The following is a 25776-nucleotide window of genomic DNA, read 5'->3' on the forward strand; positions in this document are numbered from 1 at the left end:
TTGCAAAAGCGGTCAAATGACCTCCTCCGATCTTGGCAACCCCTTCCATGCAGGTGAACGCGCGGCGCAGGAACGTGCCGGCGCGGGAGATGTGGCCGCATGGGCGGGCGGCTTCATCCGCGATCACCTGCCCGAACAGCACCGCGCGTTCCACACCAGCCTGCCGTTTCTTGTGATCTCGGGCGGCGATGATGCGGGCAGGACATGGATCACGCTGATCGAGGGGCCGGACGGCTTTGCGACATCGCCCGACCCGCGATGCATCCAACTGGCCACGCAACTTGGCACCGACGATCCGCTGGCCATGACATTTGCCCACGGCACCGAGATCGGGGTGCTTGGGATCGAGCTGGCCAGTCGCCGCCGCAACCGTTTCAGCGGCCACATCAGGCCATCGGCTGCGGGCTATGCCATCGACATCCGCCAGACCTTCGGTAACTGCCCGCAATACATCAGCGAACGCGCGTGGAGGCGGGCGGAAACGACGCCGGGCCGCGTGATCAGGTCCACCGCCCTGAGCGCCGATCAGATCGCGCAGATCACCGCCGCCGACACGATGTTCATCGGCTCCGGCCATCAGGGCCGCGCGGGCGCCGCCTCGGACGGGTATGACGCCTCGCATCGTGGCGGGCCGGCGGGCTTCGTGCAGGTGGTCGATGACACGCATCTGCGCATTCCCGACTACGCGGGGAACAACTTCTTCAACACCATCGGCAACCTGATGCTGGACCCGAGTGTCGGCCTGCTGTTCATCGATTTCGAAACGGGCGGCCTGCTGCATCTTTCGGGACGGGCGACGATCGATTGGAACCCCGGGGATGACCATGACGCCCGGCGCATGATCGATGTCCGGATCGATCAGATCATCCAGCGTCCTGCCGCCGTGTCACTGCGGTGGGCAAGACAGGACCACCTGACGCGGCGGTTGCGGCTGGACAAGCGCGTGCGCGAGACGGCCGATGTCGTCTCGTTCCACTTCGCCGCGGCGGATGGCCGTCCGCTTGTTCCCTTTGCGGCCGGTCAGCACCTGCCCATCGAACTGCAGATACCGGGACAGAAAGGCACCTCCAGACGCAGCTATTCGCTGTCGGGTTCGCCGGATGACCGCGACCGCTATCGCATCAGCATCAAGCGCGAGGACAGGGGTCTGGTGTCGCGCTTCCTGCACGATCACCTGGCCGAAGGCAGCCTGATCGACGCGCAACGACCTTCGGGGGATTTTGTCATCCCCTGATCGAACTGTCCGCTGGTGCTGGTCGGGGCCGGGGTGGGCTTCACGCCGATGCTGTCGATGCTGCATGCGACACGGCATCACGACCGTCCGCTCTGGTATGTCCATGGCACCAGTGACGGCGACCATCATGCGCTGCGCCACGAGGTGGATGCCCTGGTCGCGGCCAACCCTCGCGCCGTGCAGCATGTCGCCTATAGCCGCCCCGGCAGGGATGACGTGCATGGACGCGACTATCACGCCCGCGGGCGCATCACGGCGGCCAGCCTGCTGGGGCTGGGCGCGGGATCGCAGGCGCATTACCTGCTTTGCGGACCTCCAAGCTTTCTGGCCGACATCCGCAACGGGCTGGAGGCTGCAGGCGTCCCGCCCCGGATGATCCATTCCGAGACATTCGGTCCGGCGGGGTGATCGCGGCGGCCTAGTTGCCGGCAGCGTCGGGTTTCGCCCGTTGCAGCATGCCGAACAGATCGCGCGGGTCGTCGGGGTCCGCGATCATGTCCAGCGGCGTGAAGAACGGCGTCCCCACGATGGCCTTGGCGATGAAACGCAGGGCGCTGAAGTCCTCGATGGCAAAGCCCACGCTGTCGAACAGGGTGATCTGCCGCGCATCGCTGCGCCCCGGCATCTGTCCGGCGACGACCTGCCACAGCTCGGTCACGGCATGGTCGGGATCCAGTTGCTGGATCTCGCCCTCGACCCGGGTCTGCGGCGGATATTCGACGAAGATCGACGCGCGATGCAGGATGTCGCGATGCAGCTCGGTCTTGCCGGGGCAATCGCCGCCGATGGCGTTGATATGCACGCCTGCGCCGACCATGTTGTCGGTCAGGATCGTCGCATACTGCTTGTCGGCGGTGCAGGTGGTGATGATCTGGGCGCCCTCGATGGCCTCTTGGCCGGACCGGCATTGCACCACCGTCAGACCGCTGCCCGCCAGGTTGCGGGCACAGCGCGCGGTCGCGGTCGGGTCGATGTCATAGAGCCGCACGGTGTCGATCCCGCAGACCGCCTTGAAGGCCAGGCACTGGAATTCGGACTGCGCGCCATTGCCGATCATCGCCATGGTCCGCGCGCCCTCGGGGGCAAGGTGCCGGGCCGCCATGGCACTGGTGGCCGCGGTCCGCAGTGCGGTCAGGATCGTCATCTCGCTCAGCAGCTTGGGATAGCCCGTCACCACATCGGCCAGAACCCCGAAGGCGGTGACGGTCTGCAACCCCTCGGCGGTGTTCTTGGGGTGGCCGTTGACGTATTTGAACCCATAGGTTTCACCGTCCGAGGTCGGCATCAGCTCGATCACGCCGATCGCGGAATGCGAGGCGACGCGCGGCGTCTTGTCGAACGCGGGCCAGCGCAGGAAGTCGGCCTCGATCTCGGCTGCAAGGTCGGTCAGCATCTCCTCGATACCGATGTGATGGACAAGACCCATCATGTCGGCGACCGAAACGAAGGGGACATAGGCGAGTTTGGAGGGAAGCGGGGACATGGGATGCTTTCTTCAGCTGTTCAGGGGGCGGGCGCTCAGGTGCAGTCCCGCGATCATGCAGCGGACGGAACCGCCGGCGTGTTCGGTGGTGGGAATATCCAGCGGCAACAGGGTCGCATGACGTTCCAGCGTCGCGCGCTGGACCCCGTCCAGCGACCGCAGCGCGCGCGACGACAAGGCCAGCACCAGACCGTCGCGGCCCTGCAGTTCGATGGCATTTCCCGCGAATTCGGCAATCTGGGCGTGGCCAAGCGCAATGATGTCGCGTTCGCCCCGGCGCAGGCGTTCGGCCACCTCATGGCGGCGTGCCGTGTCGGCGATGCAGTCCAGACCGATCATCGCGAAACCGGTGCCGATGCACATCACGACATTGGTGTGATAGATCGGCTGGCCGGTCGCATCGACCGCGTCGAAGACCACCGGCTCATAGTTGAAATGCGTGCAGAACCGTTCCAGCAGGATCTCGCTGGTGCGCCTTGACCGGGCGGCATAGGCGACACGCTCGAGATGGTCGATCACCATCGCGCCGGTGCCTTCAAGGAACAGACCGTCCTGTTCCAGCCCCGAATAATCGATGATGTCCTGCACCCGGTATCGATGCTTGAGCATCTCCAGCACATCCGCACGGCGTTCGGCCCGGCGGTTGGTCGAATACATCGGATAGACCGCCACATGCCCCCCCGAATGGGTCGAGAACCAGTTGTTGGGGAAGACCGAATCCGGGGTTTCGGCACCCTTGTCCTCGAACAGATGCACCTGCACGCCTGCTGCCTGCAGGGCATCCGCGGCGCGCGTCACCTCGTCATGGGCCGCTTTTGCAACGGTCGCGGCATTCATCGGGGATGCCGTCTGGAAATGATTGTCCCGCCGCGTTTCGGCATTGGGGGTAAAGCGGTGCGGGCGGATCATGACGACCGACGCAGGGGCCTGAAGCGAGGAACGCGGCATATGGGGCATGGGCTTTCGATGAATGTTCATGCATCGAAGATAGCCATGCCGCCTGACGCATTGTATGATCATGCTGCCCAATCTGAGCACCAGTTCTGTGCATTTTGCCAAGCCACCGGATACGAATTGCCATGCACCCCTATGACGACCTCGATCGCCGACTGATTGCGCTCCTGCGCGAGGATGGGCGGGCGCCGGTCTCGAAGCTGGCCACGCTGCTGAAGGTGTCGCGCGCGACGGTGCAAAGCCGGATGGACCGGCTGGTGCAGTCCGGCGCGGTCCTGGGCTTCACCATCCGCGCACGCGAGGACAGCGGCCCGCAGGGTGTCCGCGCCGTCATGATGATCGAGGTGTCGGGGCAATCGACCACACAGGTCATCCGCAGCCTGCGGGGCATCACGGCGCTGCATCAGCTACATTCGACCAATGGCAACTGGGATCTGGTCGCCCAGCTCAGCGCCGAGAGCCTGGCCGATTTCGACCGCGTCCTGCGCGAGGTCCGCGGCATTCCCGGCATCACCAACAGCGAAACGTCGATCCTGCTCAGCTCGGTCTGATCAGATGTCGGCGGGCACGGGCAGCATCGGCAGGCGGAAGGCGAAGGTCGTGGTGCCACCCTCGCAGACGACCTCGACCGAGCCGTTATGCGCGGTGGCGATCGAGGATGCGATGTAAAGACCCAGGCCCAGGCCCTCGCCCACGGCATGGGTGCCGCGGCGGAACGGTTGGAACAGCCTGTGCTGCAGGTCCTCGGGGACCGGGGGGCCCTGGTTGGTCACGCTGATGACCAGCCCGCGTGCGTCCAGCCCCGCATGCACGTGGATGGTTTCGCCAGGCGTTCCGTAGCGCACCGCATTCGACAGCAGGTTCGACACCGCCTGCGCCACGCGCGGTGCGTCGCAGCTGACGGGGCGGTCGATTGCCACGTCCAGCGTGATGGGATGATCGGGCGAGGCTGCGCGGATCTCCTCGACCACCTGGGTCACGGCGGTGCCGATCGGGGCATCGGGCGTGGCCGAGATGCGGATGCCGCCGCCCAAGCGGGCCTTGGCGTGCAGCATGATGTTTTCGATCAGATCGTTCATGCGGCGCAGCGACGACCGCATCATGGGCAGCAGCATCTGCGCCCTTTCGGTCATCGGCTCTTTGCCCAGCTGGCGAAAGCCCGCGTCCAGCGCCGCCACGGGGTTGCGCAGGTCGTGGCCCAGCACGGCGACGAATTCCTCCTGGATGCGGGACAGTTCGCGTTCGTGATCCAGCATCAGTTCATGCGCCTCCAGCCGCTCCTCGGTCTCGAGGCTCTGGCCGATGATGTCGGCGAACATCTCAAGCATGGCCTGCGCGCGGGGGTTCCTGATGTCGCGCGGTTCGGTGTCGATGGCGCAGAGCGTGCCGAAGAAGCTGCCGTCGCCCCTGTGGATCGGGATCGAGGCATAGCTGGCGATGCCGAACTTGGCCGCGATGGGGTGCCCGGCATAGACCTCGTCGGTGGCGGAATCGTTGAAGACGACCTTGGTCGAGGTCTGGCGCACCGATTGGCAGAAGGTCGAGTCGATCTCGATCTCGTCACCCGCGTCCAGGCCGAAGTTGACCTCGTCCACGGTGCGGCAGGCGATCCAGCGGTCGGCCGTCACCCGCGCGATGGTGGCAAAGCGCATGTCGGTGGCCAGCATCACGGTTTCCAGGATCGTCCCGATCAGCGTGCTTTCGGCCAGCATGGTGATGTCGGACTGGAAGTCATGCGTGCCTTCAAGGAAGGCGGCATGGTCCTGAATGATTGCCTGTCGCCCTGTCCCCTGGTTCATCGGTCGTTTCCCCGCTTTGCCTGTCGGCCCTGCGCATCCGTCGCGCGGCACCTTGTCCGTGAATGCCGCATCCATGATCGACCATACCGTCTTAGTCGCTCGCAGCTATGCAGCGAAAGGCGAAAATCGGGAAATGCACCCGTCAGACGCAACGGCTGAGCAGCAGACCCGGCAAAAGCGTCCAGGCGGTGCCGACCAGCGCAACCACCGCCAGCGTCAGCGCCACGCCGCGAAGGGTCGGACCGGCGGCCTGCCAATCGCAGCGGCGCAGCCAGATGAACAGCCCGACCTGCATCGCGACCGCCAGCAGGACGGCAACGGCCAGCACGGTGCGGGCCTTGGCATCCGTCAGATCCGTCGTGCACAGCCAGCCGTTCAGCCCATAGATCGCGCTGAATGCCGCCAGCCAGGCTGTCAGCGGCAGGGCAAGGCGCAGGACGGTCCCCATCAGCCCCACCCCGGCAGCAGCGCCGCCCCGATGCCCATGACCGAGACCGCCACGGCGTAATCCGACCACAGCCGGGCGATGTTATGCAGCCCGCCCGTGGTTTCAGGCGCATGGCCCGCGATCCGGGTCGCGCCGAAGAAGCCCGCCATGATCAGCGCCAGCCCCTGGTGCAGGACGGCATAGCCCGCCAGAACCCAGACCGTCGCCGCATAGGCGTGCTGGCCGGGGTCGGGCACCGCGCGCAAGACCATCACCGCCGCCAACGCCATTGCCAGCATCGCAGCGCAGGTCACGGGCCACAGCGACCGGACGCGGCTTGCGGCCAAGGCCAGAAACGTCCCGCCGATCAGCAGCGCAACGGGCAGCAGGCCCGCTTCGGCCCATTGCTGCGGCGGCCAGTTCGGCGCGATGGTCCAGAGGAAGGCATATCCGAACAGCAGCGATCCGAAGAAGGTCCCATCCGCGACCAGCAGGAACAGTGATCCCCACCAGCCGGGGGGATGGGCGACCTCGGACGCTATGGGCAGCGACAGCCCGCGTCCGACGGGCAGCGGGCCTTCGGGCGCGGGCCGTTGCAGCCCCCATGTCCAGACCAGCGCGCAGGCCAGAACGCCCAAGGCCGCGACGGGCACCAGCCAATAGGCCTTGATCAGCATCCCCAGAAAGAACAGGCCCGTCACCGCCGACATCAGCATCGGCAGCGCCGTATTGCCGGGAAAGACGACGATATATTCGGGCCTGCCGGTGGTCGGTTCGACGGTCAGCGTCTCGCGGCGGTTGCGGGACGGATCGCCCAGATACCCCTCGCCCCTCGCCAGCTGAAGGGGCAGCTCGGGCGTGTCCCACAAGGGCTCTCGCGAGGTGATCTGCGGCAGGCTGGCGAAGTTGTAGGGCGCGGCAGGCGTCGGCATCGCCCACTCCAGCGTGCCCGCCCCCCAAGGGTCGCGCGACCCGCGGATCGCGACGGCGGCGTTGACCACCACGTCGATCAAGACCAGCGCAAAGCCGATCGCCATGACGAAGCTGCTGACCGAGGCGATGATGTTGATCACCTCCCACCCCTGACCCGGATCGAAGGTGTCGATGCGGCGGCGCATCCCCAGAAGGCCCACCCAATGCAGCAGCAGGAAGGTGCCGTGGAACCCCGGCACGATCAGCCAGAAGGCCGTGTTGCCCAGCTTGAAGAAGGTCTTGCGCCCCGTGACATGCGGCATCCAGTAGTAAAGCGCCCCCAGCATCGGAAAGACGAAGCCGCCGATCAGCACGTAATGCAGATGCGCCACGATGAAATAGGTGTCATGCGCCTGCCAGTCGAAGGGCACGACGGCGACCATCACCCCCGTCAGCCCGCCGATGACGAAGGTGGCAAAGAACGACAGCATCCACATCATCGGCAGGTGCAGCTGGGGTCGGCCCTTGGCGATGGTGCCGATCCAGGCGAAGATCTGCACCGCCGTCGGCACGGCCACCAGCGTGGACGCCGCCGAGAAGAAGGCCAGCGCCAGATGCGGGATGCCGGTGGTGAACATGTGGTGCACCCACAGCCCGAAGCTGAGCACCGCCAGCGACACCGCCGATGCGATCACCCATGGATGCCCCAGCAGCCGCGTACGCGACATGACAGGCAGGATGGTGGAAATGGCTCCGGCGGCGGGCAGGAAGATGATATAGACCTCGGGGTGGCCGAACAGCCAGAAGAGGTGCTGCCACAAAAGCGCGTCGCCCCCATGGGCCACCTGGAAGAACGGCAGGCCGAAGGCGCGTTCCAGTTCCAAGAGGATCGACCCCAGGATCAGGGGCGGAAAACCCGTCAGGATCATCACCGCCGTCACCAGCGCGTACCACGCAAAGATCGGCATTCGGACCAGCGACATGCCCGGTGCGCGGTAGCGCAGGATGGTGACGGTGATCTCAACCGCGGCGGCGATGGCGGATATCTCGACGAAGGTGATGCCGATCAGCCAGAAGTCCGAATTGATCCCCGGCGAATTGATCGTGGATGACAGGGGCGGATACATGAACCAGCCGCTGTCGGGCGCAATCCCCGCCAGCAGCGAAAAGATCATCATCGCGCCGCCGAAGACATAGCACCAGAAGCCGTAGGCCGTCAGGCGCGGGAAGGCCAGGTCGCGCGACCCCAGCATCTTGGGCAGCAGATAGACGGCCAGCCCCTCGAACATGGGGATGGCGAACAGGAACATCATGATGGTCCCGTGCATGGTGAAGATCTGGTTGTAATGTTCCGGCCCCATGAAGGCCGAACGCGGGCTGGCCAGCTGCGCGCGGATCAGCATCGCCAGAATGCCGCCCACGATGAAGAAGAAGGCCGAGACCGCCATGAACATCCGCCCAAGGTCGGTGTGGTTGACGGATGTGCACCACCCCCGCCAGCCGGGGTCCGATGCCCAGATGCGCGACAGGGCGCGGTGCCTTTGCAGGGCGTTCATGGCGCCTCCCCTTGCAGAAATGCCTGCCATCCGGCGGGATCATGGGCGATGACGGTGAAGCCGTGGCCGCGGTATCCGGGGCCGTTGTATTCCGCGCCCAGCCCCGCATATTCGCCGGGGGATGCGGCCTCGATCCGCAGGGTGTTCACATGGCCCGGCACGGCGTCCAGCTTGCCCGCCAGGCGCGGCACCCAGAAGGCGTGGATCACGTCGGCCGAGGTGATCGCCACATCCACGGGCCGCGCCGCGGGGATGTGCAGCACGTCATCGGTGATGCGCCCCGGCAGGTCGGCATAGCCGAAGCGCCAGGCGTATTGCCGCGCCTCGGCGGTCACCGAGACCACCTCCGGTCCCTGATGCGGCAGCAACTTTTCGCCGATGATCAGCCCATAGGCCAGCAGAGCCGCCAGCACCGTCATCGGAAAGGCCAGCCCCAGCCCGATGACGAAGCGGCGTTCGGATACTGCACCCTCGGGGCGGCGCCACGCCCAAAGAACCAGCATCGCAACCAGTGTCGTGATGACCACCGACCCCGCCAGCAGCACCCACCACAATTGCGCGATGACCGCCGCCGCCGGTCCCGCCGGGTGGACGGTGGACAGAGTTTCGTCGCAACCTGTCAGCAGAACCGGTGTTAGAATGACAGCAGACATCCGCAGCAGGGGGCGTGCATGAAGCCGAAGATGGTCCAGAAGAACACCAAGGGTCTGGTCGATCCGATCACTAGGCATCCGGGCTATGACAGCACCGAAACCATCGTCGGGTTCTGGGGACACCCGCTGCATGCGATGACGGTGGCCTTTCCCGTGGCGCTGACCTTCTGCGCCTTCGGGGCGGATATGCTGTATTTCTGGTCGGGCGAGCTGTTCTGGGCCCGTGCCGCCATCTGGGCGGCGGGGACGGCGTTCCTCTTCGGGTTGGCGGCGGGGGCCACCGGCACGGCGGAATTGCTGCTGGTGTCGGGCATCCGCATCCGTGCGGCCGCCTGGACGCATTTCGTCATCGCGGTGATGCTGCTGTCGATCCTTGGGGCGAACTGGGGATACCGGCTGACCACGGGATACGAACAGGCCGTGCTGCCCTATGGCATCCTGCTGTCCGGCTTTGCCACGGTGGTGGTCATGTTCACCGGCTGGCACGGGGGGAAACTGGTCTTTGATCATCATCTGGGCACGTCGAAGGGCAATTGATGGCCAAGCGGCTGATGCAGCCAGTGCGGCAAGGGGATTTCCTCCAGATCGGGCTTGGCCAGCACCAGCATCAGCACGCAGGTCACCGGCACCGTCAGCAAGACCAGGGGCAGCGTCGCGCGGGGCACCCGGTGGACGCCCTTCCGCTCGGCCACCTCGACCAGGACATAGCCGATCCAAGCGTGGAACCCGACCATCGCGGCCACGAAGACCAGCTTGGCGAACAGCCATGTGAAGAACACCCCGCGCAGAAAGATCAGCCCGGTCCCGGACGCGATGGCGATGACCGCCGCAGGTGTGATCACGAAGGCATAGGCGTAATGCGTCGCCCGCCGGATGCGCGTGTAATCGGCCTGCCCGATGGCCGGATCGTGCCGCGCCAGCATCAGCGGCAGCGCGAACAACCCCGCGCACCAGATGATCAGCATTGCGATATGCAGGGACTTCAGGTGCGGGACGATCGCTTGCAGGTCGTTCATGCGCGTTCCGCCATCTGCCAGCCGCGCCGCGCCTGCAGCGCGATCATCGCGGCATAGGGGACCATCGCGGGCACCCACATGATCAGCCCGCCCAACTGCTGATCGGCCAATGGGGTCAGGCCCCAAGCCAACGGGGCCATTGCGTGGGCGGCATAGAGCGGCGCAGGTGCGAAGGTCAGGATCGCCCCCAGCATCCCCATCTGGATCAGTCCCGCCAGCGACCACAGCATCGCCTGCGCCGAGGTCCGCTGCGACAGGACGGCACTCCAGAACAGCACTGCCGATCCCAGCAGGCTGATCTGCATGATCCAATAGACGGCGATGTCGGACAGTGCCAGGTCATAGGCCTGCGGCAGGTGCCACAGCCACAGGATCGCGGTCGAGAGGGCGAAATGCAGCCCCGGCTGTCCACCCCGCCGCGGCATGCCCACCGCCAGCAGCGGCGCCGCCACCGCGACCAGCAGCACGTGATGCACCACGCGCGCGGAAAACAGCCCCGCCGCCATGGCGCAAAGCGGCGAGACGAAGGCCACCACCAGTGCCAGCATCGCAAGCGAACCCATCGGACGCCGCCCGACCATCAGCCACATCAGCATCAGGCCCGTCAGCAGAACCGGATCAAGGTTCCACGCGGACCAGACCGAAGCCGGCAGCGGCGCCACCCCGCAATAAGTGCCGGGAAGGATCGTGACGGTCATGAAGCCTCCTTGCCTGCTAGCTGCGGACCACGTCCGATGCCGCACCCCCTGTGCGACCGAGGATGCCGACTTACCGGCGGAGGATCAACCGGGGCCATCACCGTTGTCGGACCATGCATAGCCTTCGCCGCGCAAGGTCCACCGATCCGGACCGCAACATGCCTTGGAACCAAGGGCAACAGCCTTCAAACACAGCCAACCTGTCCTACGAATTCCGGCAGGGATTGCGACAGCCATCGGACACAAGCAACCGTCGGGCGTTGCACAGTGCCCCCAGTCCCGATGCGCGTGTCATCGTCGCCGAACTTTCAAAGAATACGACCGCGCAGTTCAGGATCGGGCCGGTGGGGCATAGTCGATTCAGGATGTGCCTGAACGTTCATCCTTTCATGACCCCGCAGGGGAACCCCCGGGGCGGTGGTCCGTTGGCACAGGAACGCGTGACGGGATGGGTTCGTCCCCTCGCGCGGCATGACGCCATCAACGCGGGTCCATCGGCCCGTCCCTTGAAAACGGAAGATGACACGCACGTGGAGAAGATGACCAAGGACAAGCTGGGCTGGGCGATACCGCTGATGCGGTTGGGATACTTCGGCAAGGGGATGGTCTATCTGGCCGTCGCGGGGATCTCGCTCTATTCGATCTGGCGGGGCGGGCAGGCCAAGGATACCTCATCGGCGCTTGGATGGCTGGAGAATACCTGGGGCGGCGGGGTGGCCTTGTTCGTCATCGTGTTGGGGATGTTCGCCTATGCCCTGTGGCGGTTCTTCGACGCAGGCTTCGACCTCGAGGATTACGGGTCCGAAGCCAAGGGCATCGTCGCGCGCATCGGCATGGTCGTGACGGGGGCGATCCACATGGGTGTGGGGATCGTCGCGTTTTCGTTGCTGTTCGGCAGTGGCGGCAGGGATGGCGGACAGGGTTCGGGCATTCCGCGCTATGTCGGACAGGTCATGGAATGGCCGGGCGGGCGCTGGATCATCGGCCTCGTCGCTTTGGCGATCATCGGGGCGGGCATCCACTACATGAAGCAGGGCTGGACCAACGAATACCGCAAGCACCTGCGCGCCAACCACGTCACCACCCGCTGGAACCCCGTCCTGAAAGCCGGGCTGATCGCCCATGGCATCGTCGTGGGTGTCGTGGGGTTGCTGTTCCTTTTCGCAGCCTGGCGCGCCAACCCGCAAGAGGCCGGCGGCACGGGCGAGGCGTTCTCATGGCTGTCGGGTCAGATCTATGGCCAGATCCTGGTGACCGGCATCTGCCTTGGGCTGGTCGGCTTTGCGATCTTCTGTTTCGTCAATGCCGCCTATCGCATCGTTCCCAAGCTGTCGGGTCCCGACATCCGCAGCCTTGCCGCCAGCCTCGGCGGATCGTCCTGACGGATCAGGCGTCCTTGCAAAACGCCTCGTAGAGGGCGGCCATTAGCACGTCCAGATCGCGATCCACGATCCGATAGTGGATGGACTGCCCCTCGCGACGGGTGTCGAGCATGCCCGCCTCGCGCAGCTTGGCAAGATGCTGGCTGAGCGCGGATTGGCTGAGCCCTACCGCCTGCTGCAGGGCACCGACCGTCCGTTCCCCCTTGGCCAGTTCGCACAGGATCAGCAGACGCTTGGCATTTGCGACCAAGGCCAGACGCGCCGCGACGTGGTCGGCGCGTTCCCGCAGAACCTGCGGCACCTGATATTCCATTCCCATTATATTAGCCTTGACTGAATTAGTTACCATTAATATATTCCGCCCGACATGTTCCGGCAAGGCCACCTTGCGAACATCAACAGGACGGAGCCTCGCATGCAGTTCGCGACACAGACCACATTCACACCATGGACCTCGCTTGGCGGCGGCGTGCTGATCGGGATCAGTGCCGTCATGGTGATGGCGCTTTTCGGCCGTATCGCGGGCATCGCCGGGATCTCTCAGGGGGCCTTGGGCGGAATCCTGCCGTGGCCTGCGGCCGCGAGGGACCGTGACTGGCGGTGGGCCTTTCTGCTGGGCCTGATCGCGGCGCCTTTGGTCGTGTTGTCCCTGGGGGGCGCGGTCGCGCAAAGCGTTCCGGACAATATGCCCCTCATGGCGCTTGCGGGGCTTCTGGTGGGCGTCGGGACGGCCCTTGGGTCGGGGTGCACTTCGGGGCATGGTGTCTGCGGACTTGCGCGCCTGTCTGGACGATCACTGGCCGCCGTGGCGACCTTCATGGCGGCAGGCGTCGTCACCGTCTTCGTGATCCGTCATCTCCTGGGGGGTATGTGATGCGCATGATCTGGGGCTTTCTGTCGGGGCTGGTCTTCGGTCTCGGGCTGGTGATTTCGGGCATGTCCGATCCGGCCAAGGTTCTGAACTTCCTTGACGTAGCGGGCAGCTGGGACCCCAGCCTTGCCTTCGTGATGGGGGGTGCGACCGTCACGACCTATCTGGGATACCGCCTGGCGTGGAGGCGTCCCGCACCTGCGCTTGGGACATCCTTCGACATTCCCACCAACCGCAGCATCGACCGGCCCCTTCTGACCGGCGCGGCACTGTTCGGAATGGGATGGGGCATCGGCGGCTTCTGCCCCGGCCCCGCCTTCACCGCGCTTCCGCTGCTGGCGCCCGGCACATTGGTCTTCCTGCCTGCCATGCTGGCGGGACTGTGGATCGGCGCCCGGATCAAGGCCCGCGGTTTCCCCGTGCTGAAAGGAGCATCGGCATGAGCCCCTCGAAACTGGATGAACCCGTCGTCCGTCATTCACCCTCGACCGGCGTGGGCAGCCCCGATGTCTGGGGCATCTATGAACCCGACACCGGCTCGATCCAATACATCTGCGCCGATCCTGCCACCAAGAAGGCCGCGCTGATCGACGTGGTCTGGAACCTTGATCCGCGCAATCAGCGGTTTTCCACCCGCAGCATGGACCAGGTGCTGGACTTGGTCGAACAGAACTTCCTCAGCGTCGAATGGGTGCTGGACACTCATCCCCATGCCGATCACGTCATGGCATCGGCGCAGTTGCGCCAGCGGACCGGCGCCCCCAATGCCATCGGCGCCATGGTGCCCCAGATCGCGCAGATCTGGGCGGATCTCTATCACTTGCCGGACGCCTTCGATCCGCCGCGCGACTTCGACCATCTGTTCGCGGATCAGGAAACCTCTCACATCGGCGATCTGTCGGTCCGCGTGATGCTGTCGCCGGGGCATACACTTGGGTCGGTCACCTATGTCTGCGGCGATGCGGCTTTCACCCATGACACGCTGATGCAGCCCGACGTCGGCACATCGCGCGCCGATTTCCCGGGGGGTGACAGCGGTCAACTCTGGGACTCGATCCAAGCAATTCTGGCGCTGCCCGACCAGACGCGGCTGTTCGTCGGCCACGATTACGGCACCGAGACCCGCAAGGAACCCGAGTGGGAGGCGACCGTCGCCCAGCATCGCGCCGACAACCGCCATGTCCGTGACGGCACCCTGCGCGAGGATTGGATCGCGATCCGCGATGCGCGGGACGCGACGCTGCCCCTGCCGGACCGGATCCTCTCGGCATTGCAGATCAACCTTCGTGGCGGTCGATTGCCTGCCCCCGAAGCGGATGGCCACAGTTATCTGAAGATCCCGGTCAATCGCTTCCCGGCTGTCGGCAAGGCGTGATTGCGAGGCGGAAGATGCGGCCCCTGTTGGTCAGGCGCCGCCGACCAATGTCATTTCGGGCAGCTTGCCTGCCTTGATGTCGAATGTGGCAGTATGGGCGCATCCTGCCCCCTGCCCCGCCAGCGCGATCATCTGGTCGGCAAAGCCCGGTCCGCCACGGCGATAGCGTTCGGCAGCCTGGGCGACGCGGTCTGCCGCCTCCAGCGTCAGCTCGCGCGCCTCGAGCAGGCCGTCAAGCGCTTGGCAGATGTCCTCGCGGCCCAGGCCATAGGCGCGCTCCAGCACCCAAACGATCTCGACCAGAACCTCGCGGCAGATGAAGCCGGGTGCGTCCTCGGACAGCGCGGCGATCAGATCGGCCGCCGCCCTGCCCTGCGCGGGATCATCCTGCATCAGGAAGCGGATCACGACATTCGTATCAAGCCCCGTCACTTGCGGCTGGCTCCGCCCGCGATGGCGTCCTCCATATCCTGAAGCGAGACCCCCCGGCGCCCCCTGCCCTTCAGCAGACCCGCCAGTTCCATGGCCGGACGGCTGCGCATCAGCCGAACCTCGCCATCGTCCAGCAAGAGATAGCGCAGACGGTCGCCGGGGCGCAGGTTCAGCGCCGCCCGGATGTCGCGTGGCACGGTGGTCTGACCCCGTGCGGTAATGGTCGATTCCTGCATCTGACGTATCCAATGCATGTAAGGGCTGTGCATTACATATAGGATCCGCCGCTTACCCATGCAAGAACAGGCGAAATTTCCCTCTCGTTGCGTGAAAGCTGTTGCGGGAATCGGAAGCTTGCGGATAGTTTACGAAAGAAGATGAATAAGACGCCAGAAAGCGTAACTTTCGGCACCGAGAGGCAGGATGCACAAGCAAACCAGAATAGACCGGCTTGTCGGGGACCATGCTGCACGGCTGTCCGAACGGCTGCAAGCGCACCGCGAACAGTTGTTCCCGCCGAACGCCCGCAAGGAACTGCGCAAGTTCACCTCGGGTGAGGTGGCATCGCTGCTGGGCGTCAAGGACGCCTATCTGCGCAAGCTGCACCTTGAAGGGCGCGGGCCTTCGCCCGAAACGCGCGCGGGGGGGCGGCGGTATTATTCCCCGGCCGACATTCAGGAATTGCGCGAAACCCTTGAAAAGGGGGCAAAATCTTCGGGAACCTACTTGCCGGGTCGTCGTGGCGATGACCATCTTCAGGTCATCGCCGTGATCAATTTCAAGGGCGGTTCAGGCAAGACCACGACCGCCGCGCATCTGGCGCAGAAACTGGCGCTGGACGGGTATCGCGTGCTGGGGGTCGATCTGGACCCGCAGGCCAGCCTTTCGGCGTTGCACGGCTTCCAGCCGGAATTCGACCTGCTGGACGGCGGCACGCTTTACGATGCGATCCGCTATGACGATCCGGTGCCCCTGCGCGATGTGATCCAGAAGACCTATTTCACCAATCTGGACCTGATTCCCGGCAATCTGGATCTGATGGAGTTCGAACATGATACCCCGCGTGCGCTGGCCGCACGGTCGGGTAATCTTTTCTTCACCAGGATCGGCGACAAGCTGGCCGAAATTGAAGACGATTACGATGTCGTCGTGATCGACTGCCCCCCTCAGCTGGGATTCCTGACCATGTCCGCGCTGTCGGCTGCGACCGCGATTCTGGTCACGGTCCACCCGCAGATGCTGGACGTGATGTCGATGTGCCAGTTCCTGCTGATGACCTCGAACCTCTTGGGCGTGGTCGCCGATGCGGGGGGCGACATGAACTACGACTGGCTGCGATACGTCGTGACCCGATACGAACCGGGCGACGGACCGCAGAACCAGATGGTCAGCTTCATGCGGTCGCTGTTCGGCGATCACGTGTTGAACCATCCGGTGCTGAAATCCACGGCCATCTCGGATGCGGGGATCACCAAGCAGACCCTCTACGAGGTTGAAAAGAACCAGTTTACCCGCGGCACCTATGAGCGTGCGATGGAAAGCCTGAACGCCGTCAACGGCGAAATCGAGGATCTGATCCAGGCGGCCTGGGGCCGCAAGGGAGGTTTGTGATGGCTCGCAAGGATCTGCTGAAGGGGTTGATGACACCCCATTCCGATGACCGCCCTGCCCCGACAAGCGCCGCGCCCCGATCCAATCGGGGCGCGATCGGCGCTGTCAGCCAGTCGTTGTCCGAACTGAAGTCGCGCGCCCTCGTCGATGTCCCCGTCGAGATGATCGACATGGCCGGCATGACCGACCGCTTGGACGAAGACGACGAAGGCATTGCCGCGCTGAAAGCCTCGATCCGGGAATACGGGCAGCAGGTTCCCGTCCTGCTGCGTGAGAGCACGACCGAGGAAGGCCGGTTCGACATCGTCTTCGGGCGTCGGCGTGTCCGTGCCCTCAAGGAACTGCGCATGCCGGTTCGCGCAATGGTCCGCAACCTGACGGATCGGGAACTGGTCGTCGCGCAGGGTCAGGAGAACAACGCCCGCAAGAACCTGAGCTTCATCGAAAAGGCCAGTTTTGCCGCGCAGATGCAGGCAGCCGGATACGACCGCAAGGTCATCTGCGATGCGCTGTCGATCGACAAGACGGTGATTTCCCGGATGCTGGCGGTGATCGACGCCCTTCCACCTCAGCTGATCCAGGCGATCGGTTCGGCGCCCGGCGCCGGCCGTGACCGTTGGCTGACCCTGGTCGAGAAATCCCGAGGCAAGCCGACCGACGCCTTGGTCGCCGCGGCCGAAGGAACCGATTCGGATGCGCGCTTCGTCGCCGTCCTGTCGTCGTTGACGCCACCCCGCCCCCCTGCCCTGCAAGAGCAGCTTTCCGACGAGGCAGGCAAGGTGCTTGGCAAGGCGCTGCGCCAGAAGCGCAAGACCGTGATCGAGCTGACCGGAGAAGGCCGCGCCTTTGGCGACTGGCTTCTGGAACAGCTTCCCGAACTTCACCGCCAGTGGAAAGACCGCTGACGGGAAGAAACCCGCAACTTCAAAACAAGGAGGCACGAAGGAAAGACCTAACAGAAAAGCCCCCCAGGACGTTAATCCCAGAGGGCCGCTTCTTGAACTCGCAACTCAATGATAGCGGCATTTGTTGACAGCTGTCAACACCGTCCTAGCGGGCGATCGAAGGTTTTTACCCCCGTGAAGTTTCATGAGGCACATTTCAATGACGCCCTTTGGGCGGCAGCCGGTGACGGCTGGACTTCTGGCAGCCCATGCGCTGTCAGAGAATGCATCCCCCTGCCCTGATGCCGACAAATGGCAGGTGCTTCGGAATCTCACCGTTGCCCGAGAGGAGTATGGCGTCAGCGACCGTGACTTGGCGGTACTGTCCGCGCTGATCTCCTTCTATCCGAAGCAGACCTTGGCAGATCGCGATGCACTCGTCGTCTTCCCGTCAAATGCTTCCTTGTGTGAGCGCGCACATGGGATGGCAGAGAGCACCTTGCGGCGTCACATCGCAGCCCTGGTCAAATCAGGTCTGATCATTCGGCGTGACAGTCCGAACGGAAAACGCTTTGCGCGAAAGGCGCAGAATGGCATTCGGGTCGCCTACGGTTTCGATCTGCGCCCCCTGCTCGTCTTGGCGCAAGACATCGAAACGGCAGCCGAGAATGCGAGAGCTGCTGCCTTGCGGCTGCGCCTGATGCGTGAAGAGATCGTCATTCGCCTGCGCGACGTCAGAAAGATGCTTGAATGGACGGCAACGAACGGTGGTGACGGTGCTGCCGCCCTCGCGATTTGCTTGGAACTCCAAGGATCGCTTCGCCGAAAACCCAACTTGGCTCATTTGACCGAAATCCAACAACGTCTGGATGCCTTGAACGTTCAATTCGAAAACGACGAACCGTCGAAAATGATCGGCGATGACAGCCAAAATGAGCGGCACTATCAGAATACCATTACAGATAACCAAGATTCTGAAAATAGCAATGAAGCAGAATTGACCTTGGACGACGTGCTACAGGCGGCCCCTGAGATCGAGAGCTATTGCCAAGGCTCCATTTTGGAATGGCGAGATCTTGTCAGAACAGCTTGGTTTGTTTTTCCGATGCTTGGCATCACAATCGAGACTTGGGAGAACGCTCGCAAAGCGTTTGGTGATGTCCAGGCCGCCATAGTCCTTTCTTGCATGCTGCAGAGGGCTGGCTCAATTGCCAACCCCGGCGCATATCTGCGAACATTGACCAAGCAAGCGCTATTGGGACGCTTCTGCCCAAAACCTATGGTGGCAGCATTACCGAGATCAGTGAAAGCTAGCCGATGGAATGATCAGATCCACCGTTGTTGACAGCTGTCAACTTTGGCAAAGTGTACATCTCATCGATTTAGGACTGGGCTTGTTTTCAGCATTCACCGTGCTGCCAGCGACGACCTGCCAAGCGTCATAACTTCAGAAAGAACAGGAACAACGATCCATGGCAAATTCTGATGATGAACCAGTATTGGACAACGCCTCGGTCGTGTTGAAAAGCCAAAACCGCCAAGCGGATTGGCGACGCGCAAATCCAAAGAAATACCGTGCCCATCTGCTGGTTCACCGCGCGCTGGTCACCGGGCATTTGAAGAAAGAACCATGTGAAGTTTGTGGCGCAGAGACGGTGGATGCGCATCATGACAGCTATGAACGACCTCTTGACGTGAGATGGCTGTGCCGGCGGCATCACATCAAGCTTCATCGTTACGGAGAAGACCTGTTCCCAATCGCAGGTCCACGTAAAAAATAGTCCGTGGTAAGAAATAAGGTGGGCACATAGCCATTCATCCTCAGCAGAATTGCCACCCATATCCATCAGTTTGCTTCACGTAGATTATCCGAGAACTTCGCTGTGCGCGGACTTCAAACAGATGAGTTGGCAAGGCAACGGATTACATGGTCATTCCTCAAGGAGCTTCTGAGCGGTGGGGACCGACAATGCTTCAGATTGGTACCATGTCGAACACCAAAGTTATCCATTAGGCAAGCGCGCAACTCCGAAGGTTGCATTGCTATTTGCTAGTACTGCGTAATAAAAATGTAGTGTGATGAAGTTCTACACCGAGGTCACGCCAAGTGCACTTACGATATTGGTACAGCCAGCCATATCGGGCCGCGATACTGGCCGACGGAAACCAAGGCTGAACCGTCCTGTGCGATGACCAGTTGATGGACGGGTAGGGCGCCCATCGCAAGCCGCGGTCATATCCTGTTTGGGCCGCTAACCGATAAGGTCGCAATTCGTTTGACGGTAAACCGCAGTGGATCCCTCAATATTTGGGCATCCTTTTTCGACAGCAAACCTGAAAGATGAGATGGTGATACCGCCCTGCTAGCGAAGCAACGAAGCGGTGCTGCTTTATGTTTGTATGGCTGTTCAAAGCAATCCCATCTTCCTAGCTCTCGTCAGCAGCATGTTCACCGAAGAAGGCTGCCACTTATTGCGACCGCGAGGGGTGCGCTCACGCATGGATTCCAATCGGTCGCAGATGCCTTGCAGGGTGATATCGGGATCCGCCCCTTTGATGGCGGCCACGATCGTCAGCAAGCGATCATCACCTACGCGCCGGGCAGCGCGTTCAAGTACTTCCGATGGCAGGAAGCCGTCGCGAACATAGGCCCGCACAGCCCTCAGCAGGCGTGTCTGGGTCCATTTCCGGTCCCGGGGCAGGGAGGCGTTGATGACGCGAAGTACATCGTCCCATGCCATGTGCGGGCGCAATCGGCGAACTTGTGGCACCCACTCGGATGCAGTGTGACCCAGCCTCTCCATATAGCCGTCTTGCCGTGCCAAGCGGATCTTGCGAAGTGCATCCGGCTCGCGCGCGCGAAGCCCGGGATTGCCGCCGATCCGACCTTCGAGACGTGCGCTGGCAAGCCCCGCCTTTGTGCGTTCGCGGATCAGAGCCCGCTCGAATTCGGCTGCCGCCCCAAGCACCTGTAGCGTGAACTTGCCCTGAGGTGACGCCGTATCGATCGGATCCTCGATCGAACGAAAGAACGCGCCCTTTGCTTCGAGCTGCTCGATCACTTCCAGCAGATGAGAGAGTGACCGGGCAAGGCGATCAATTCGAACAACGACCAGCGTGTCACCCTTGCCGATACCATCCAGTACAGCCCTCAGGACGGGGCGGGTGCGATTGCCACCCGAAGCATGTTCCTCGCGGATCCAGACGCACCCGGCCGCTTTCAGCGCTTGAGCCTGGGGCGCGAGCGTCTGCTCATCGGTCGAGACGCGCGCATAGCCAATCAGTGGCATATCTGAACCATATTCAATTTTGGAAGTCGTGAGTAAACGACCGTTTGCAAACGGCGGCAAGCAGAATTTAGGCCCGGTTTGCATGGATACCTGAATCACGCGCGATCAATCGTGACTGAATTTGGTGTCATCGCTGGTATTTCGGGCGACATGTCCGACGCATCCTGATCTAGCTCCACCGCTGATAGGAATGGCAATTGTCCCGACCGTATTTTGAAAATGTTGAGCAAGTGAATTATACTCAAACTATGCTATACTTTGTCCGTGATAGTGGCGGAAAATCATATGCATAATGAATCACTTCTTCTGCAAGCCGAGACCCAAGCTGCGAGGGTCGAAGGCATTCTCTTGGCCGATCCTGCCTTGGCCGGGCTGTGGCGTATGGAGACGAGCCTTCTGGAGGCTGCCGCATCGGTCGGGCTCGAGGGGGAGCGCATCTCGACGCAGGGAATGGTCCTTCGCCTGACCAGGGGAACCGCAATGGAACAAGATGCCCGTTCTGCCGAGATGGCCTTGCAGGTACTTTCCATCATCCGGCGGCCAGGCAACCCATTCGACGCACCAGTTACGACGCTGCGCCGGATCGAAGCGGCGGCGTCGCCCATAGGTCAGACACGCGACGAGGGCGATCGTCTCGAGGATGCTGAACTGGCTTTGGTGATGCAGGCCGGGCGCAGCTGGACCCACGTTCCGATTCTGGCGGGATGGTGCGCAGCGGCCAGCTATGCCTTCCGTTCTCGACGCAGCAGCCCGGTGGCCGAGCGACTGGTCTTCATGGTCGTGGAAGGTGCCGCGCGGCATCTGCGAGGTTTGACTGCCGATCGGAAGGGTGGCCGCGATGATCTGGATGAGAGGGCAGGGGGCCTGCTGATGCCCGTCAGCGCCGGATGGATCGCGGCACCATCAGTGTCGCTGACCCGCAACGGCTTTCGGATCTGGTCACCGCTGAGCGGCTTGGAAACGTTCCTGGAGGCCGCCACGCAGAGTCTTTCGTATGAGCTTGGCCATCTTGGGGCCCTGCGTCATGAATTGGCCCGTCTCTCGGCCATGACGTCTTCTGCGCGCGGTCGGTCGCGGCTTGGCGACCTGATTACCTATCTAAGGACACAGCCGGTAATCAGTTCAGCGATGGTCATGGATCATCTGGGCGTGACGCGACGGACAGCCCTGTCTCTGATCGGCGAGCTGGTCGATACCGGGTGCCTCAACAACCTCACCGCCCGCAGCACGTCCCGGCTTTGGGCGTTGCCATCCCTCGCTGCGCGGATGGGCCATGCGGGAAGGGCAGGGGCAATTCATGGGCGGATGTCACCCGGTCGCGAGACACGAAGCGATGCCTCAGGTCAAAAAGGCCGATCGGATCAGTTGCCTGAGGAACGTGACGAAGCCCAGCTCGACCGGATCATGGCGCATCTGGATGCCGCCATGTCGGGCGTCGATGAAGTCGTGCGTCGAGCTGGAAGCGAACGGCGAAAAAATGAGTAGACTGGTTCAATCCGTTCATTCAGATATCCGATGAGAAGGAAGGCAGGTCTCGGGGAATTACTTTTGGTCTTCGGCGACGCAACGATGACCACTGCGCAGCTCGGTTGCCCGACCCACCACTGCGACATCGTCGAAACCGGTAGCAAGATTTGGCCCGGTTCTATCGCACATTATGCGTCTATGACTGCCTCGACTTCAGCCGACAATCTGACAGAATGTTCGAAATGGGCGAAGCTCTGGTCCGAACTGCCCCTTCCGGATCATGTTGACCAGCTCGATCCCGGCGATCGTTGACGCGGTTGACTTGAAGCTCTTGAAGCCGACCATTGGTCTTACCCGGCGCTTTACGGAGCGGTCGCCTTGCTCGACCAGATTGTTAAGATACTTGATCCGCACCATCTCGATCGGGACTGGGCATCCGAACGGCTTCGAGATCTGGATGATGTCCTTGATGCCTTCGGTGTTGGCTGCACTCTTGTCGATGACGATTTTGCGGGGCAGGCCGTTCACCTCCATCGAGCAGGCGAAGAACTTGATCGCCGCGGGCTTGTTGCAGCGCTCCGAGAGCATGAAGTCCAGCGTCTTCCCGAACTTGTCCACGGCGCGATAAAGATAGACCCAATGGCTTTTACGTTGATGTAGGTCTCATCGATGCGCCAGTATCTGTCAGCGGGCCGCTTGCGGCGGCGCGCATCTTCCGAGACCTGAGCCACGTGCCTCTTCACCCAAAGGTTGGGTGTGGCATGGTCAACCATGAAACCCCGCTCGACCATGATCTCCTCGACGACGCGGTAAGACACCCCGTAGCGAAGGTGGAAGAAGACCGCGTGCAAGATCACGTCTTGGGAAAGTGGCTCCTTTGAATGATACGCTCATGACTCAATCCTCATCAGCACGGCCGACTTTGCACCATTCCATCCTTCCGGATTGTATCTCACAAAAAATTTGCGACAGATCCACGTGGCAGTTAGCGTTTCCTCCCGATGCTTCGAGAGTATCACGCCGCCAAAACCTCCCGGATTGCTGGGGATCCGAGCAAACCCCGGGCAGGCACTGCGGATCCGTCAACGCCCGTCCGTCTGCAGAAGGTCACGCAGGCACCGTGCGGAACGCCCCCCGCTTTGCCACAAGGCTTTCGTCCTTCGTGAAGAACGGCTCAGTGGCCAGCGCGCTTTCGAATTGCGCCTGCAAAGCCATGATTGGAGCATGCATCGACTGCTGGGCGCTACCCCCCCTTGTGAAGCTCACTTACAGGCGCAAGGATCGCGTATCAGGTCATGTATGCATGTCGCGAAGGAGATCGAGGGTTGAACCGTGGCAATTTAGATCTTCGGCTGCTGGGCTACTTCTTCCGCACCGCTCAGACCGGCAATATCACGCGGGCGGCCGCGGAACTGAACGTGGCGCAGCCCACGCTCTCCAAGGCGCTGAAGCTGTTGGAGGACCAGGTCGGCACCCCCCTTTTGGAACGCCATGCGCATGGCATCACCCTGACACCGATCGGGGCGCGGCTGGCCGAACACGCGGCGGTGGTCGTGGCACAGGTACGGGATGCAGCGGCCGAGATGGCGCAGCTGCAGACAGGACAAGGCGGTAATGTGCATATAGGCGCCGGACCGTCTTGGATGCGGCGCATGCTGCCCGAGGCGATCACACGGGTGGTCGCGCAACGACCCAGCTTGATGGTCGAAGTTCACACCGGCTTCGACGAATCCCTGCTGGGCATGCTGGCCAAGGGCGCGCTCGATTTCGTCGTTGCCGAAAGACCGTTGGGCGGAGAGAGCGGCAATCTGGAGTTCCACTTCCTGACCTCGGACGACCTGATCGTCGTCGGACGGGCAAGCCATCCGCTGGCGGGGCGCGACCGCGTGCCGGCAATCGACGCGCTAAGCTCGGCATGGGCGCTGCCTCCGCGCGATACCCTTGCGCGGCGCAAACTTGATGGTCGGGCAATCAGCCTTGGCCATACTCCGCCGCAGGCCAATGTCGTCTCGACCTCGCTGTCATTTCTTCTGACGCATGCCGGTCAGGCGGATACCCTGATATATACCACGCGCTCTCACTTGTTGACGCCCGAAGGTGGGAACCTGGTCGAAATCGACGTGCCGGAGCTTGTGACGAACCGACAGGCCGGACTGATTTTCCGCAGCCCCGGGCTTTTGACACCGGCGGCCCGGGTGATCGCCGATGCACTGATCGAAGAATGCGCTGCCGATCCGCGCAACTAAGCCATAGCCATTGGCTATGGCGTGGCAAATTCTTTGCACTTCAGGAATTGCAGCCAGAGGGGGTAAGGTGAAGGACAAGCGATGCGGGAGGCATCGTAGACGCCATAACTGGGAGGTCACATGGCTCACTTCATCGGATCCACAGCACCCCTGCGCATCGGCCTTGCGGCAAGCGCGCTGGCGCTCGGCGCGTCGTTTGCCGCAGCAGCAGAGGCGCCCATCACCATCGTCATCAACCAGTCGCCCTGGTTCCCCGGCTTTCAGGCAGTGGTCGAAAAATACGAGGAGGAGACGGGAAACACGGTCAATCTCGACGTCAATCCCTTTGCCGGCAGCCTGGAGAAGCAGCGCACCGCAGTCCGGGCCGACGAAAGCCCCTTCGACATCCTCATCATGAACGCAGGGTTCTTCGTCGAATTCTACAAGGGCGGCTTCATGCAGCCGCTTGCCGAGGTCGACGAGAACTTCGCGCTGGCCCCCGATATCTTCACCTTCGACGACAGCGTCTGCTGGGACGAGGCGGCGGCCACGATAACCTGCGAAGGGAATGGTAAGCTGGTCGGCATACCGGTCAATCCCTTCCTGCCGCTGTTGCACTACCGCTCGGATCTGTACGAGGAGAACGGGCTGGAGGTGCCGACGACCTGGGACCAGCTCTACGAGAACGCGAAGACGATGCACAGCCCGCCGCGGGTCTACGGGGTTTCGCAGCGTGGCCAGAGAGGTGCGTTCGACGTTACCTTCGACGTCTTTCCCTATATTCTCAGCCATGGCGGCGGGATCATCGCCGACCAGAAGGCGGGCGATTTTACCGTCACCATCAACAGCCCCGAAACGCTGGCCGGTATGGAAACCTATCTGAAGCTTGCGAACGAGGTCGGTCACCCGTCTACCGCCGGGCAATCGCAGACCAACGTGATCCAGAACATGGCGACCGGTCGCGCGGGCCATATCCTGGGGGTGCCCGCTCCGGCGCAGTTCGACGATCCCCAGCAATCGGCAGTCGTCGGCAAGGTGGATTATGCTGTCGTGCCGGGAACGGACGAATTCGGCCCCGCGCCGGTTCTGGGGCATTGGCTGGCCGGGGTGCCGAAGAACATCGCTGACGAGAACAAGCAGGCGGCGCTGGCCTTCCTTGCATGGTTCCAGACGGACGAGGCGCAGCGCGCCTATGCCGAGGCGGGGTCGCCGCCGGTAAGCCGCGCCGTGATGACGTCCGAGATGGCAGATCAGGAACCCTACCGCTACATGCGGGCGCTGGCCGAATCCATTCCCCACGCCCAACTTTCCTTCACCTTCCCCGAGGCGAGCCAGGTGCTTGCAGTGACCGAACTGCGGCTGAACCAGGCAATAGGCGGAGAGCTCGAACTGAAAGCCGCGCTGAACGCCGCCGCGAAAGAGATCGCGACCGTGCTCTCGGATGCGGGCTACGAAGCGCCGATGCTCGACCCGCTCCAGTAATTCCCCTGATGGTTGCGGGCTTGTC

At 62.9% G+C, this 25776-nt stretch carries 27 protein-coding genes and 2 pseudogenes; 16 read left to right on the forward strand and 13 right to left on the reverse strand.

The window, feature by feature from the left end; translation table 11 throughout:
* The first annotated feature begins 16 nt into the window (after positions 1 to 16).
* Both DDE75_RS11860 and DDE75_RS17650 read left to right on the forward strand, forming a co-directional pair.
* Positions 17 to 1234, forward strand: a complete 1218-nt coding sequence (locus tag DDE75_RS11860; RefSeq protein WP_245894719.1) for an FAD-binding oxidoreductase — start codon at positions 17 to 19, stop codon at positions 1232 to 1234.
* A 15-nt stretch (positions 1235 to 1249) separates the two neighbouring features.
* A complete protein-coding gene (locus tag DDE75_RS17650; RefSeq protein ID WP_245894720.1) occupies positions 1250 to 1642 on the forward strand; it encodes a ferredoxin reductase domain-containing protein in 393 nt (130 codons plus the stop codon).
* Between the two features lie 10 nt (positions 1643 to 1652).
* Here DDE75_RS17650 and DDE75_RS11865 read toward each other — a convergent pair whose 3' ends face one another.
* Both DDE75_RS11865 and ctlX read right to left on the reverse strand, forming a co-directional pair.
* On the reverse strand, positions 1653 to 2717 hold the full coding sequence (locus DDE75_RS11865; RefSeq protein WP_108502593.1) for an ornithine cyclodeaminase: 1065 nt from the start codon (positions 2715 to 2717) through the stop codon (positions 1653 to 1655).
* 12 nt (positions 2718 to 2729) lie between these two features.
* Complete coding sequence (gene ctlX, locus DDE75_RS11870) at positions 2730 to 3674, reverse strand: citrulline utilization hydrolase CtlX (protein WP_245894721.1); 945 nt, start codon at positions 3672 to 3674, stop codon at positions 2730 to 2732.
* A gap of 122 nt (positions 3675 to 3796) precedes the next feature.
* Between ctlX and DDE75_RS11875 the strand changes: the two genes are divergently transcribed.
* Complete coding sequence (locus tag DDE75_RS11875) at positions 3797 to 4222, forward strand: Lrp/AsnC family transcriptional regulator (protein ID WP_170310953.1); 426 nt, start codon at positions 3797 to 3799, stop codon at positions 4220 to 4222.
* Here the strand turns inward: DDE75_RS11875 and DDE75_RS11880 are convergent, their stop codons facing one another.
* From DDE75_RS11880 to DDE75_RS11895, 4 genes are all read right to left on the reverse strand, one after another.
* Positions 4223 to 5470 (reverse strand): GAF domain-containing sensor histidine kinase, encoded by a 1248-nt coding sequence (locus DDE75_RS11880; protein ID WP_108502595.1) that lies wholly within the window; start codon positions 5468 to 5470, stop codon positions 4223 to 4225.
* Positions 5471 to 5612: 142 nt separating this feature from the next.
* Positions 5613 to 5918 (reverse strand): hypothetical protein, encoded by a 306-nt coding sequence (locus tag DDE75_RS11885; RefSeq protein ID WP_108502596.1) that lies wholly within the window; start codon positions 5916 to 5918, stop codon positions 5613 to 5615.
* Positions 5918 to 8365: a cytochrome c oxidase subunit I gene (gene ctaD, locus DDE75_RS11890; protein WP_108502597.1), complete on the reverse strand. Its 2448-nt coding sequence runs from the start codon at positions 8363 to 8365 to the stop codon at positions 5918 to 5920. The genes DDE75_RS11885 and ctaD overlap by 1 nt, the downstream gene beginning before the upstream one ends.
* The gene (locus tag DDE75_RS11895; protein ID WP_245894722.1) at positions 8362 to 9018 is read right to left on the reverse strand and encodes a cytochrome c oxidase subunit II; all 657 of its coding nucleotides are present in this window, start codon (positions 9016 to 9018) and stop codon (positions 8362 to 8364) included. Before DDE75_RS11895 ends, ctaD begins: the two co-directional genes overlap by 4 nt.
* A gap of 18 nt (positions 9019 to 9036) precedes the next feature.
* On the opposite strand from DDE75_RS11895, the gene DDE75_RS11900 reads away from it, so the two are divergent.
* Positions 9037 to 9555: a DUF2231 domain-containing protein gene (locus DDE75_RS11900; RefSeq protein WP_108502708.1), complete on the forward strand. Its 519-nt coding sequence runs from the start codon at positions 9037 to 9039 to the stop codon at positions 9553 to 9555.
* Here the strand turns inward: DDE75_RS11900 and DDE75_RS11905 are convergent.
* Both DDE75_RS11905 and DDE75_RS11910 read right to left on the reverse strand, forming a co-directional pair.
* Positions 9528 to 10034 carry a CopD family protein gene (locus tag DDE75_RS11905; RefSeq protein WP_108502599.1) on the reverse strand — a complete coding sequence of 169 codons (507 nt, stop codon included), beginning with the start codon at positions 10032 to 10034 and terminating at the stop codon, positions 9528 to 9530. The two genes, DDE75_RS11900 and DDE75_RS11905, sit on opposite strands and share 28 nt — an antisense overlap.
* Positions 10031 to 10732, reverse strand: coding sequence for a cytochrome c oxidase assembly protein (locus DDE75_RS11910; protein ID WP_108502600.1), 702 nt, complete (start codon positions 10730 to 10732; stop codon positions 10031 to 10033). The genes DDE75_RS11905 and DDE75_RS11910 overlap by 4 nt, the downstream gene beginning before the upstream one ends.
* A gap of 539 nt (positions 10733 to 11271) precedes the next feature.
* Here DDE75_RS11910 and DDE75_RS11915 point away from each other — a divergent pair.
* Positions 11272 to 12114 (forward strand): DUF1206 domain-containing protein, encoded by an 843-nt coding sequence (locus DDE75_RS11915; RefSeq protein WP_108502709.1) that lies wholly within the window; start codon positions 11272 to 11274, stop codon positions 12112 to 12114.
* A 4-nt stretch (positions 12115 to 12118) separates the two neighbouring features.
* On the opposite strand, the gene DDE75_RS11920 is transcribed toward DDE75_RS11915, so the two are convergent.
* Positions 12119 to 12427 carry an ArsR/SmtB family transcription factor gene (locus DDE75_RS11920; RefSeq protein WP_108502601.1) on the reverse strand — a complete coding sequence of 103 codons (309 nt, stop codon included), beginning with the start codon at positions 12425 to 12427 and terminating at the stop codon, positions 12119 to 12121.
* Between the two features lie 54 nt (positions 12428 to 12481).
* Between DDE75_RS11920 and DDE75_RS11925 the strand changes: the two genes are divergently transcribed.
* From DDE75_RS11925 to DDE75_RS11935, 3 genes are read left to right on the forward strand one after another with little or no spacing between them, the layout of a single operon-like run.
* The gene (locus DDE75_RS11925; RefSeq protein ID WP_108502602.1) at positions 12482 to 12988 is read left to right on the forward strand and encodes a YeeE/YedE family protein; all 507 of its coding nucleotides are present in this window, start codon (positions 12482 to 12484) and stop codon (positions 12986 to 12988) included.
* Complete coding sequence (locus tag DDE75_RS11930; protein WP_108502603.1) at positions 12988 to 13428, forward strand: DUF6691 family protein; 441 nt, start codon at positions 12988 to 12990, stop codon at positions 13426 to 13428. Before DDE75_RS11925 ends, DDE75_RS11930 begins: the two co-directional genes overlap by 1 nt.
* Positions 13425 to 14360: an MBL fold metallo-hydrolase gene (locus DDE75_RS11935; RefSeq protein WP_108502604.1), complete on the forward strand. Its 936-nt coding sequence runs from the start codon at positions 13425 to 13427 to the stop codon at positions 14358 to 14360. Before DDE75_RS11930 ends, DDE75_RS11935 begins: the two co-directional genes overlap by 4 nt.
* Before the next feature lie 30 nt (positions 14361 to 14390).
* On the opposite strand, the gene DDE75_RS11940 is transcribed toward DDE75_RS11935, so the two are convergent.
* Both DDE75_RS11940 and DDE75_RS11945 read right to left on the reverse strand, forming a co-directional pair.
* The gene (locus DDE75_RS11940; RefSeq protein ID WP_108502605.1) at positions 14391 to 14792 is read right to left on the reverse strand and encodes a PIN domain-containing protein; all 402 of its coding nucleotides are present in this window, start codon (positions 14790 to 14792) and stop codon (positions 14391 to 14393) included.
* The gene (locus DDE75_RS11945; RefSeq protein ID WP_245894724.1) at positions 14789 to 15046 is read right to left on the reverse strand and encodes a type II toxin-antitoxin system PrlF family antitoxin; all 258 of its coding nucleotides are present in this window, start codon (positions 15044 to 15046) and stop codon (positions 14789 to 14791) included. Before DDE75_RS11945 ends, DDE75_RS11940 begins: the two co-directional genes overlap by 4 nt.
* Positions 15047 to 15215: 169 nt before the next feature.
* On the opposite strand from DDE75_RS11945, the gene repA reads away from it, so the two are divergent.
* The 4 genes from repA (at position 15216) to DDE75_RS11965 (ending at position 19068) form a co-directional block, all read left to right on the forward strand.
* Positions 15216 to 16403, forward strand: coding sequence for a plasmid partitioning protein RepA (gene repA / locus DDE75_RS11950; RefSeq protein WP_108502607.1), 1188 nt, complete (start codon positions 15216 to 15218; stop codon positions 16401 to 16403).
* Positions 16403 to 17308 carry a plasmid partitioning protein RepB gene (gene repB / locus DDE75_RS11955; RefSeq protein ID WP_108502608.1) on the forward strand — a complete coding sequence of 302 codons (906 nt, stop codon included), beginning with the start codon at positions 16403 to 16405 and terminating at the stop codon, positions 17306 to 17308. The genes repA and repB overlap by 1 nt, the downstream gene beginning before the upstream one ends.
* Before the next feature lie 184 nt (positions 17309 to 17492).
* Positions 17493 to 18632 carry a plasmid replication protein RepC gene (gene repC / locus DDE75_RS11960; RefSeq protein WP_108502609.1) on the forward strand — a complete coding sequence of 380 codons (1140 nt, stop codon included), beginning with the start codon at positions 17493 to 17495 and terminating at the stop codon, positions 18630 to 18632.
* 127 nt (positions 18633 to 18759) lie between these two features.
* Positions 18760 to 19068 carry a hypothetical protein gene (locus DDE75_RS11965; protein WP_211659340.1) on the forward strand — a complete coding sequence of 103 codons (309 nt, stop codon included), beginning with the start codon at positions 18760 to 18762 and terminating at the stop codon, positions 19066 to 19068.
* A gap of 627 nt (positions 19069 to 19695) precedes the next feature.
* Here the strand turns inward: DDE75_RS11965 and DDE75_RS11970 are convergent.
* A complete protein-coding gene (locus DDE75_RS11970) occupies positions 19696 to 20577 on the reverse strand; it encodes a recombinase family protein (protein ID WP_108502610.1) in 882 nt (293 codons plus the stop codon).
* A 285-nt stretch (positions 20578 to 20862) separates the two neighbouring features.
* Between DDE75_RS11970 and DDE75_RS11975 the strand changes: the two genes are divergently transcribed.
* Together DDE75_RS11975 and DDE75_RS17770 are read left to right on the forward strand one after the other, a co-directional pair.
* Positions 20863 to 22062 (forward strand): helix-turn-helix domain-containing protein, encoded by a 1200-nt coding sequence (locus DDE75_RS11975; protein ID WP_108502611.1) that lies wholly within the window; start codon positions 20863 to 20865, stop codon positions 22060 to 22062.
* A 51-nt stretch (positions 22063 to 22113) separates the two neighbouring features.
* A pseudogene (locus tag DDE75_RS17770) lies at positions 22114 to 22206 on the forward strand (ATPase); the annotation flags it as partial.
* Positions 22207 to 22257: 51 nt separating this feature from the next.
* Here DDE75_RS17770 and DDE75_RS11985 read toward each other — a convergent pair.
* A pseudogene (locus DDE75_RS11985) lies at positions 22258 to 22938 on the reverse strand (IS6 family transposase).
* Between the two features lie 431 nt (positions 22939 to 23369).
* Between DDE75_RS11985 and DDE75_RS11990 the strand changes: the two are divergent.
* Together DDE75_RS11990 and DDE75_RS11995 are read left to right on the forward strand one after the other, a co-directional pair.
* Positions 23370 to 24290 (forward strand): LysR family transcriptional regulator, encoded by a 921-nt coding sequence (locus DDE75_RS11990; RefSeq protein WP_162799016.1) that lies wholly within the window; start codon positions 23370 to 23372, stop codon positions 24288 to 24290.
* A gap of 120 nt (positions 24291 to 24410) precedes the next feature.
* The gene (locus DDE75_RS11995) at positions 24411 to 25751 is read left to right on the forward strand and encodes an ABC transporter substrate-binding protein (protein ID WP_108502613.1); all 1341 of its coding nucleotides are present in this window, start codon (positions 24411 to 24413) and stop codon (positions 25749 to 25751) included.
* Positions 25752 to 25776: the final 25 nt, after the last annotated feature.

The organism is Paracoccus indicus (genome assembly GCF_003056335.1).
Taxonomy (GTDB): domain Bacteria; phylum Pseudomonadota; class Alphaproteobacteria; order Rhodobacterales; family Rhodobacteraceae; genus Paracoccus; species Paracoccus indicus.

Coding starts and splice junctions, on each gene's coding strand:
- DDE75_RS11945 (WP_245894724.1), bottom strand. CDS start 15,046: ATGCATTGGATACGTCAGATGCAGGAATCGACCATTACCGCACGGGGT.
- DDE75_RS11930 (WP_108502603.1), top strand. CDS start 12,988: ATGCGCATGATCTGGGGCTTTCTGTCGGGGCTGGTCTTCGGTCTCGGG.
- DDE75_RS11935 (WP_108502604.1), top strand. CDS start 13,425: ATGAGCCCCTCGAAACTGGATGAACCCGTCGTCCGTCATTCACCCTCG.
- DDE75_RS11900 (WP_108502708.1), top strand. CDS start 9,037: ATGAAGCCGAAGATGGTCCAGAAGAACACCAAGGGTCTGGTCGATCCG.
- repA (WP_108502607.1), top strand. CDS start 15,216: ATGCACAAGCAAACCAGAATAGACCGGCTTGTCGGGGACCATGCTGCA.
- repB (WP_108502608.1), top strand. CDS start 16,403: ATGGCTCGCAAGGATCTGCTGAAGGGGTTGATGACACCCCATTCCGAT.
- DDE75_RS11925 (WP_108502602.1), top strand. CDS start 12,482: ATGTTCCGGCAAGGCCACCTTGCGAACATCAACAGGACGGAGCCTCGC.
- DDE75_RS11905 (WP_108502599.1), bottom strand. CDS start 10,034: ATGAACGACCTGCAAGCGATCGTCCCGCACCTGAAGTCCCTGCATATC.
- DDE75_RS11920 (WP_108502601.1), bottom strand. CDS start 12,427: ATGGAATATCAGGTGCCGCAGGTTCTGCGGGAACGCGCCGACCACGTC.
- DDE75_RS11895 (WP_245894722.1), bottom strand. CDS start 9,018: ATGTCTGCTGTCATTCTAACACCGGTTCTGCTGACAGGTTGCGACGAA.
- DDE75_RS11885 (WP_108502596.1), bottom strand. CDS start 5,918: ATGGGGACCGTCCTGCGCCTTGCCCTGCCGCTGACAGCCTGGCTGGCG.
- DDE75_RS11910 (WP_108502600.1), bottom strand. CDS start 10,732: ATGACCGTCACGATCCTTCCCGGCACTTATTGCGGGGTGGCGCCGCTG.
- DDE75_RS11915 (WP_108502709.1), top strand. CDS start 11,272: ATGACCAAGGACAAGCTGGGCTGGGCGATACCGCTGATGCGGTTGGGA.
- DDE75_RS11995 (WP_108502613.1), top strand. CDS start 24,411: ATGGCTCACTTCATCGGATCCACAGCACCCCTGCGCATCGGCCTTGCG.
- DDE75_RS11865 (WP_108502593.1), bottom strand. CDS start 2,717: ATGTCCCCGCTTCCCTCCAAACTCGCCTATGTCCCCTTCGTTTCGGTC.
- ctlX (WP_245894721.1), bottom strand. CDS start 3,674: ATGCCCCATATGCCGCGTTCCTCGCTTCAGGCCCCTGCGTCGGTCGTC.
- DDE75_RS11860 (WP_245894719.1), top strand. CDS start 17: ATGACCTCCTCCGATCTTGGCAACCCCTTCCATGCAGGTGAACGCGCG.
- ctaD (WP_108502597.1), bottom strand. CDS start 8,365: ATGAACGCCCTGCAAAGGCACCGCGCCCTGTCGCGCATCTGGGCATCG.
- DDE75_RS11970 (WP_108502610.1), bottom strand. CDS start 20,577: ATGCCACTGATTGGCTATGCGCGCGTCTCGACCGATGAGCAGACGCTC.
- DDE75_RS11975 (WP_108502611.1), top strand. CDS start 20,863: ATGCATAATGAATCACTTCTTCTGCAAGCCGAGACCCAAGCTGCGAGG.
- DDE75_RS11875 (WP_170310953.1), top strand. CDS start 3,797: ATGCACCCCTATGACGACCTCGATCGCCGACTGATTGCGCTCCTGCGC.
- DDE75_RS11880 (WP_108502595.1), bottom strand. CDS start 5,470: ATGAACCAGGGGACAGGGCGACAGGCAATCATTCAGGACCATGCCGCC.
- DDE75_RS11965 (WP_211659340.1), top strand. CDS start 18,760: ATGGCAAATTCTGATGATGAACCAGTATTGGACAACGCCTCGGTCGTG.
- repC (WP_108502609.1), top strand. CDS start 17,493: ATGAGGCACATTTCAATGACGCCCTTTGGGCGGCAGCCGGTGACGGCT.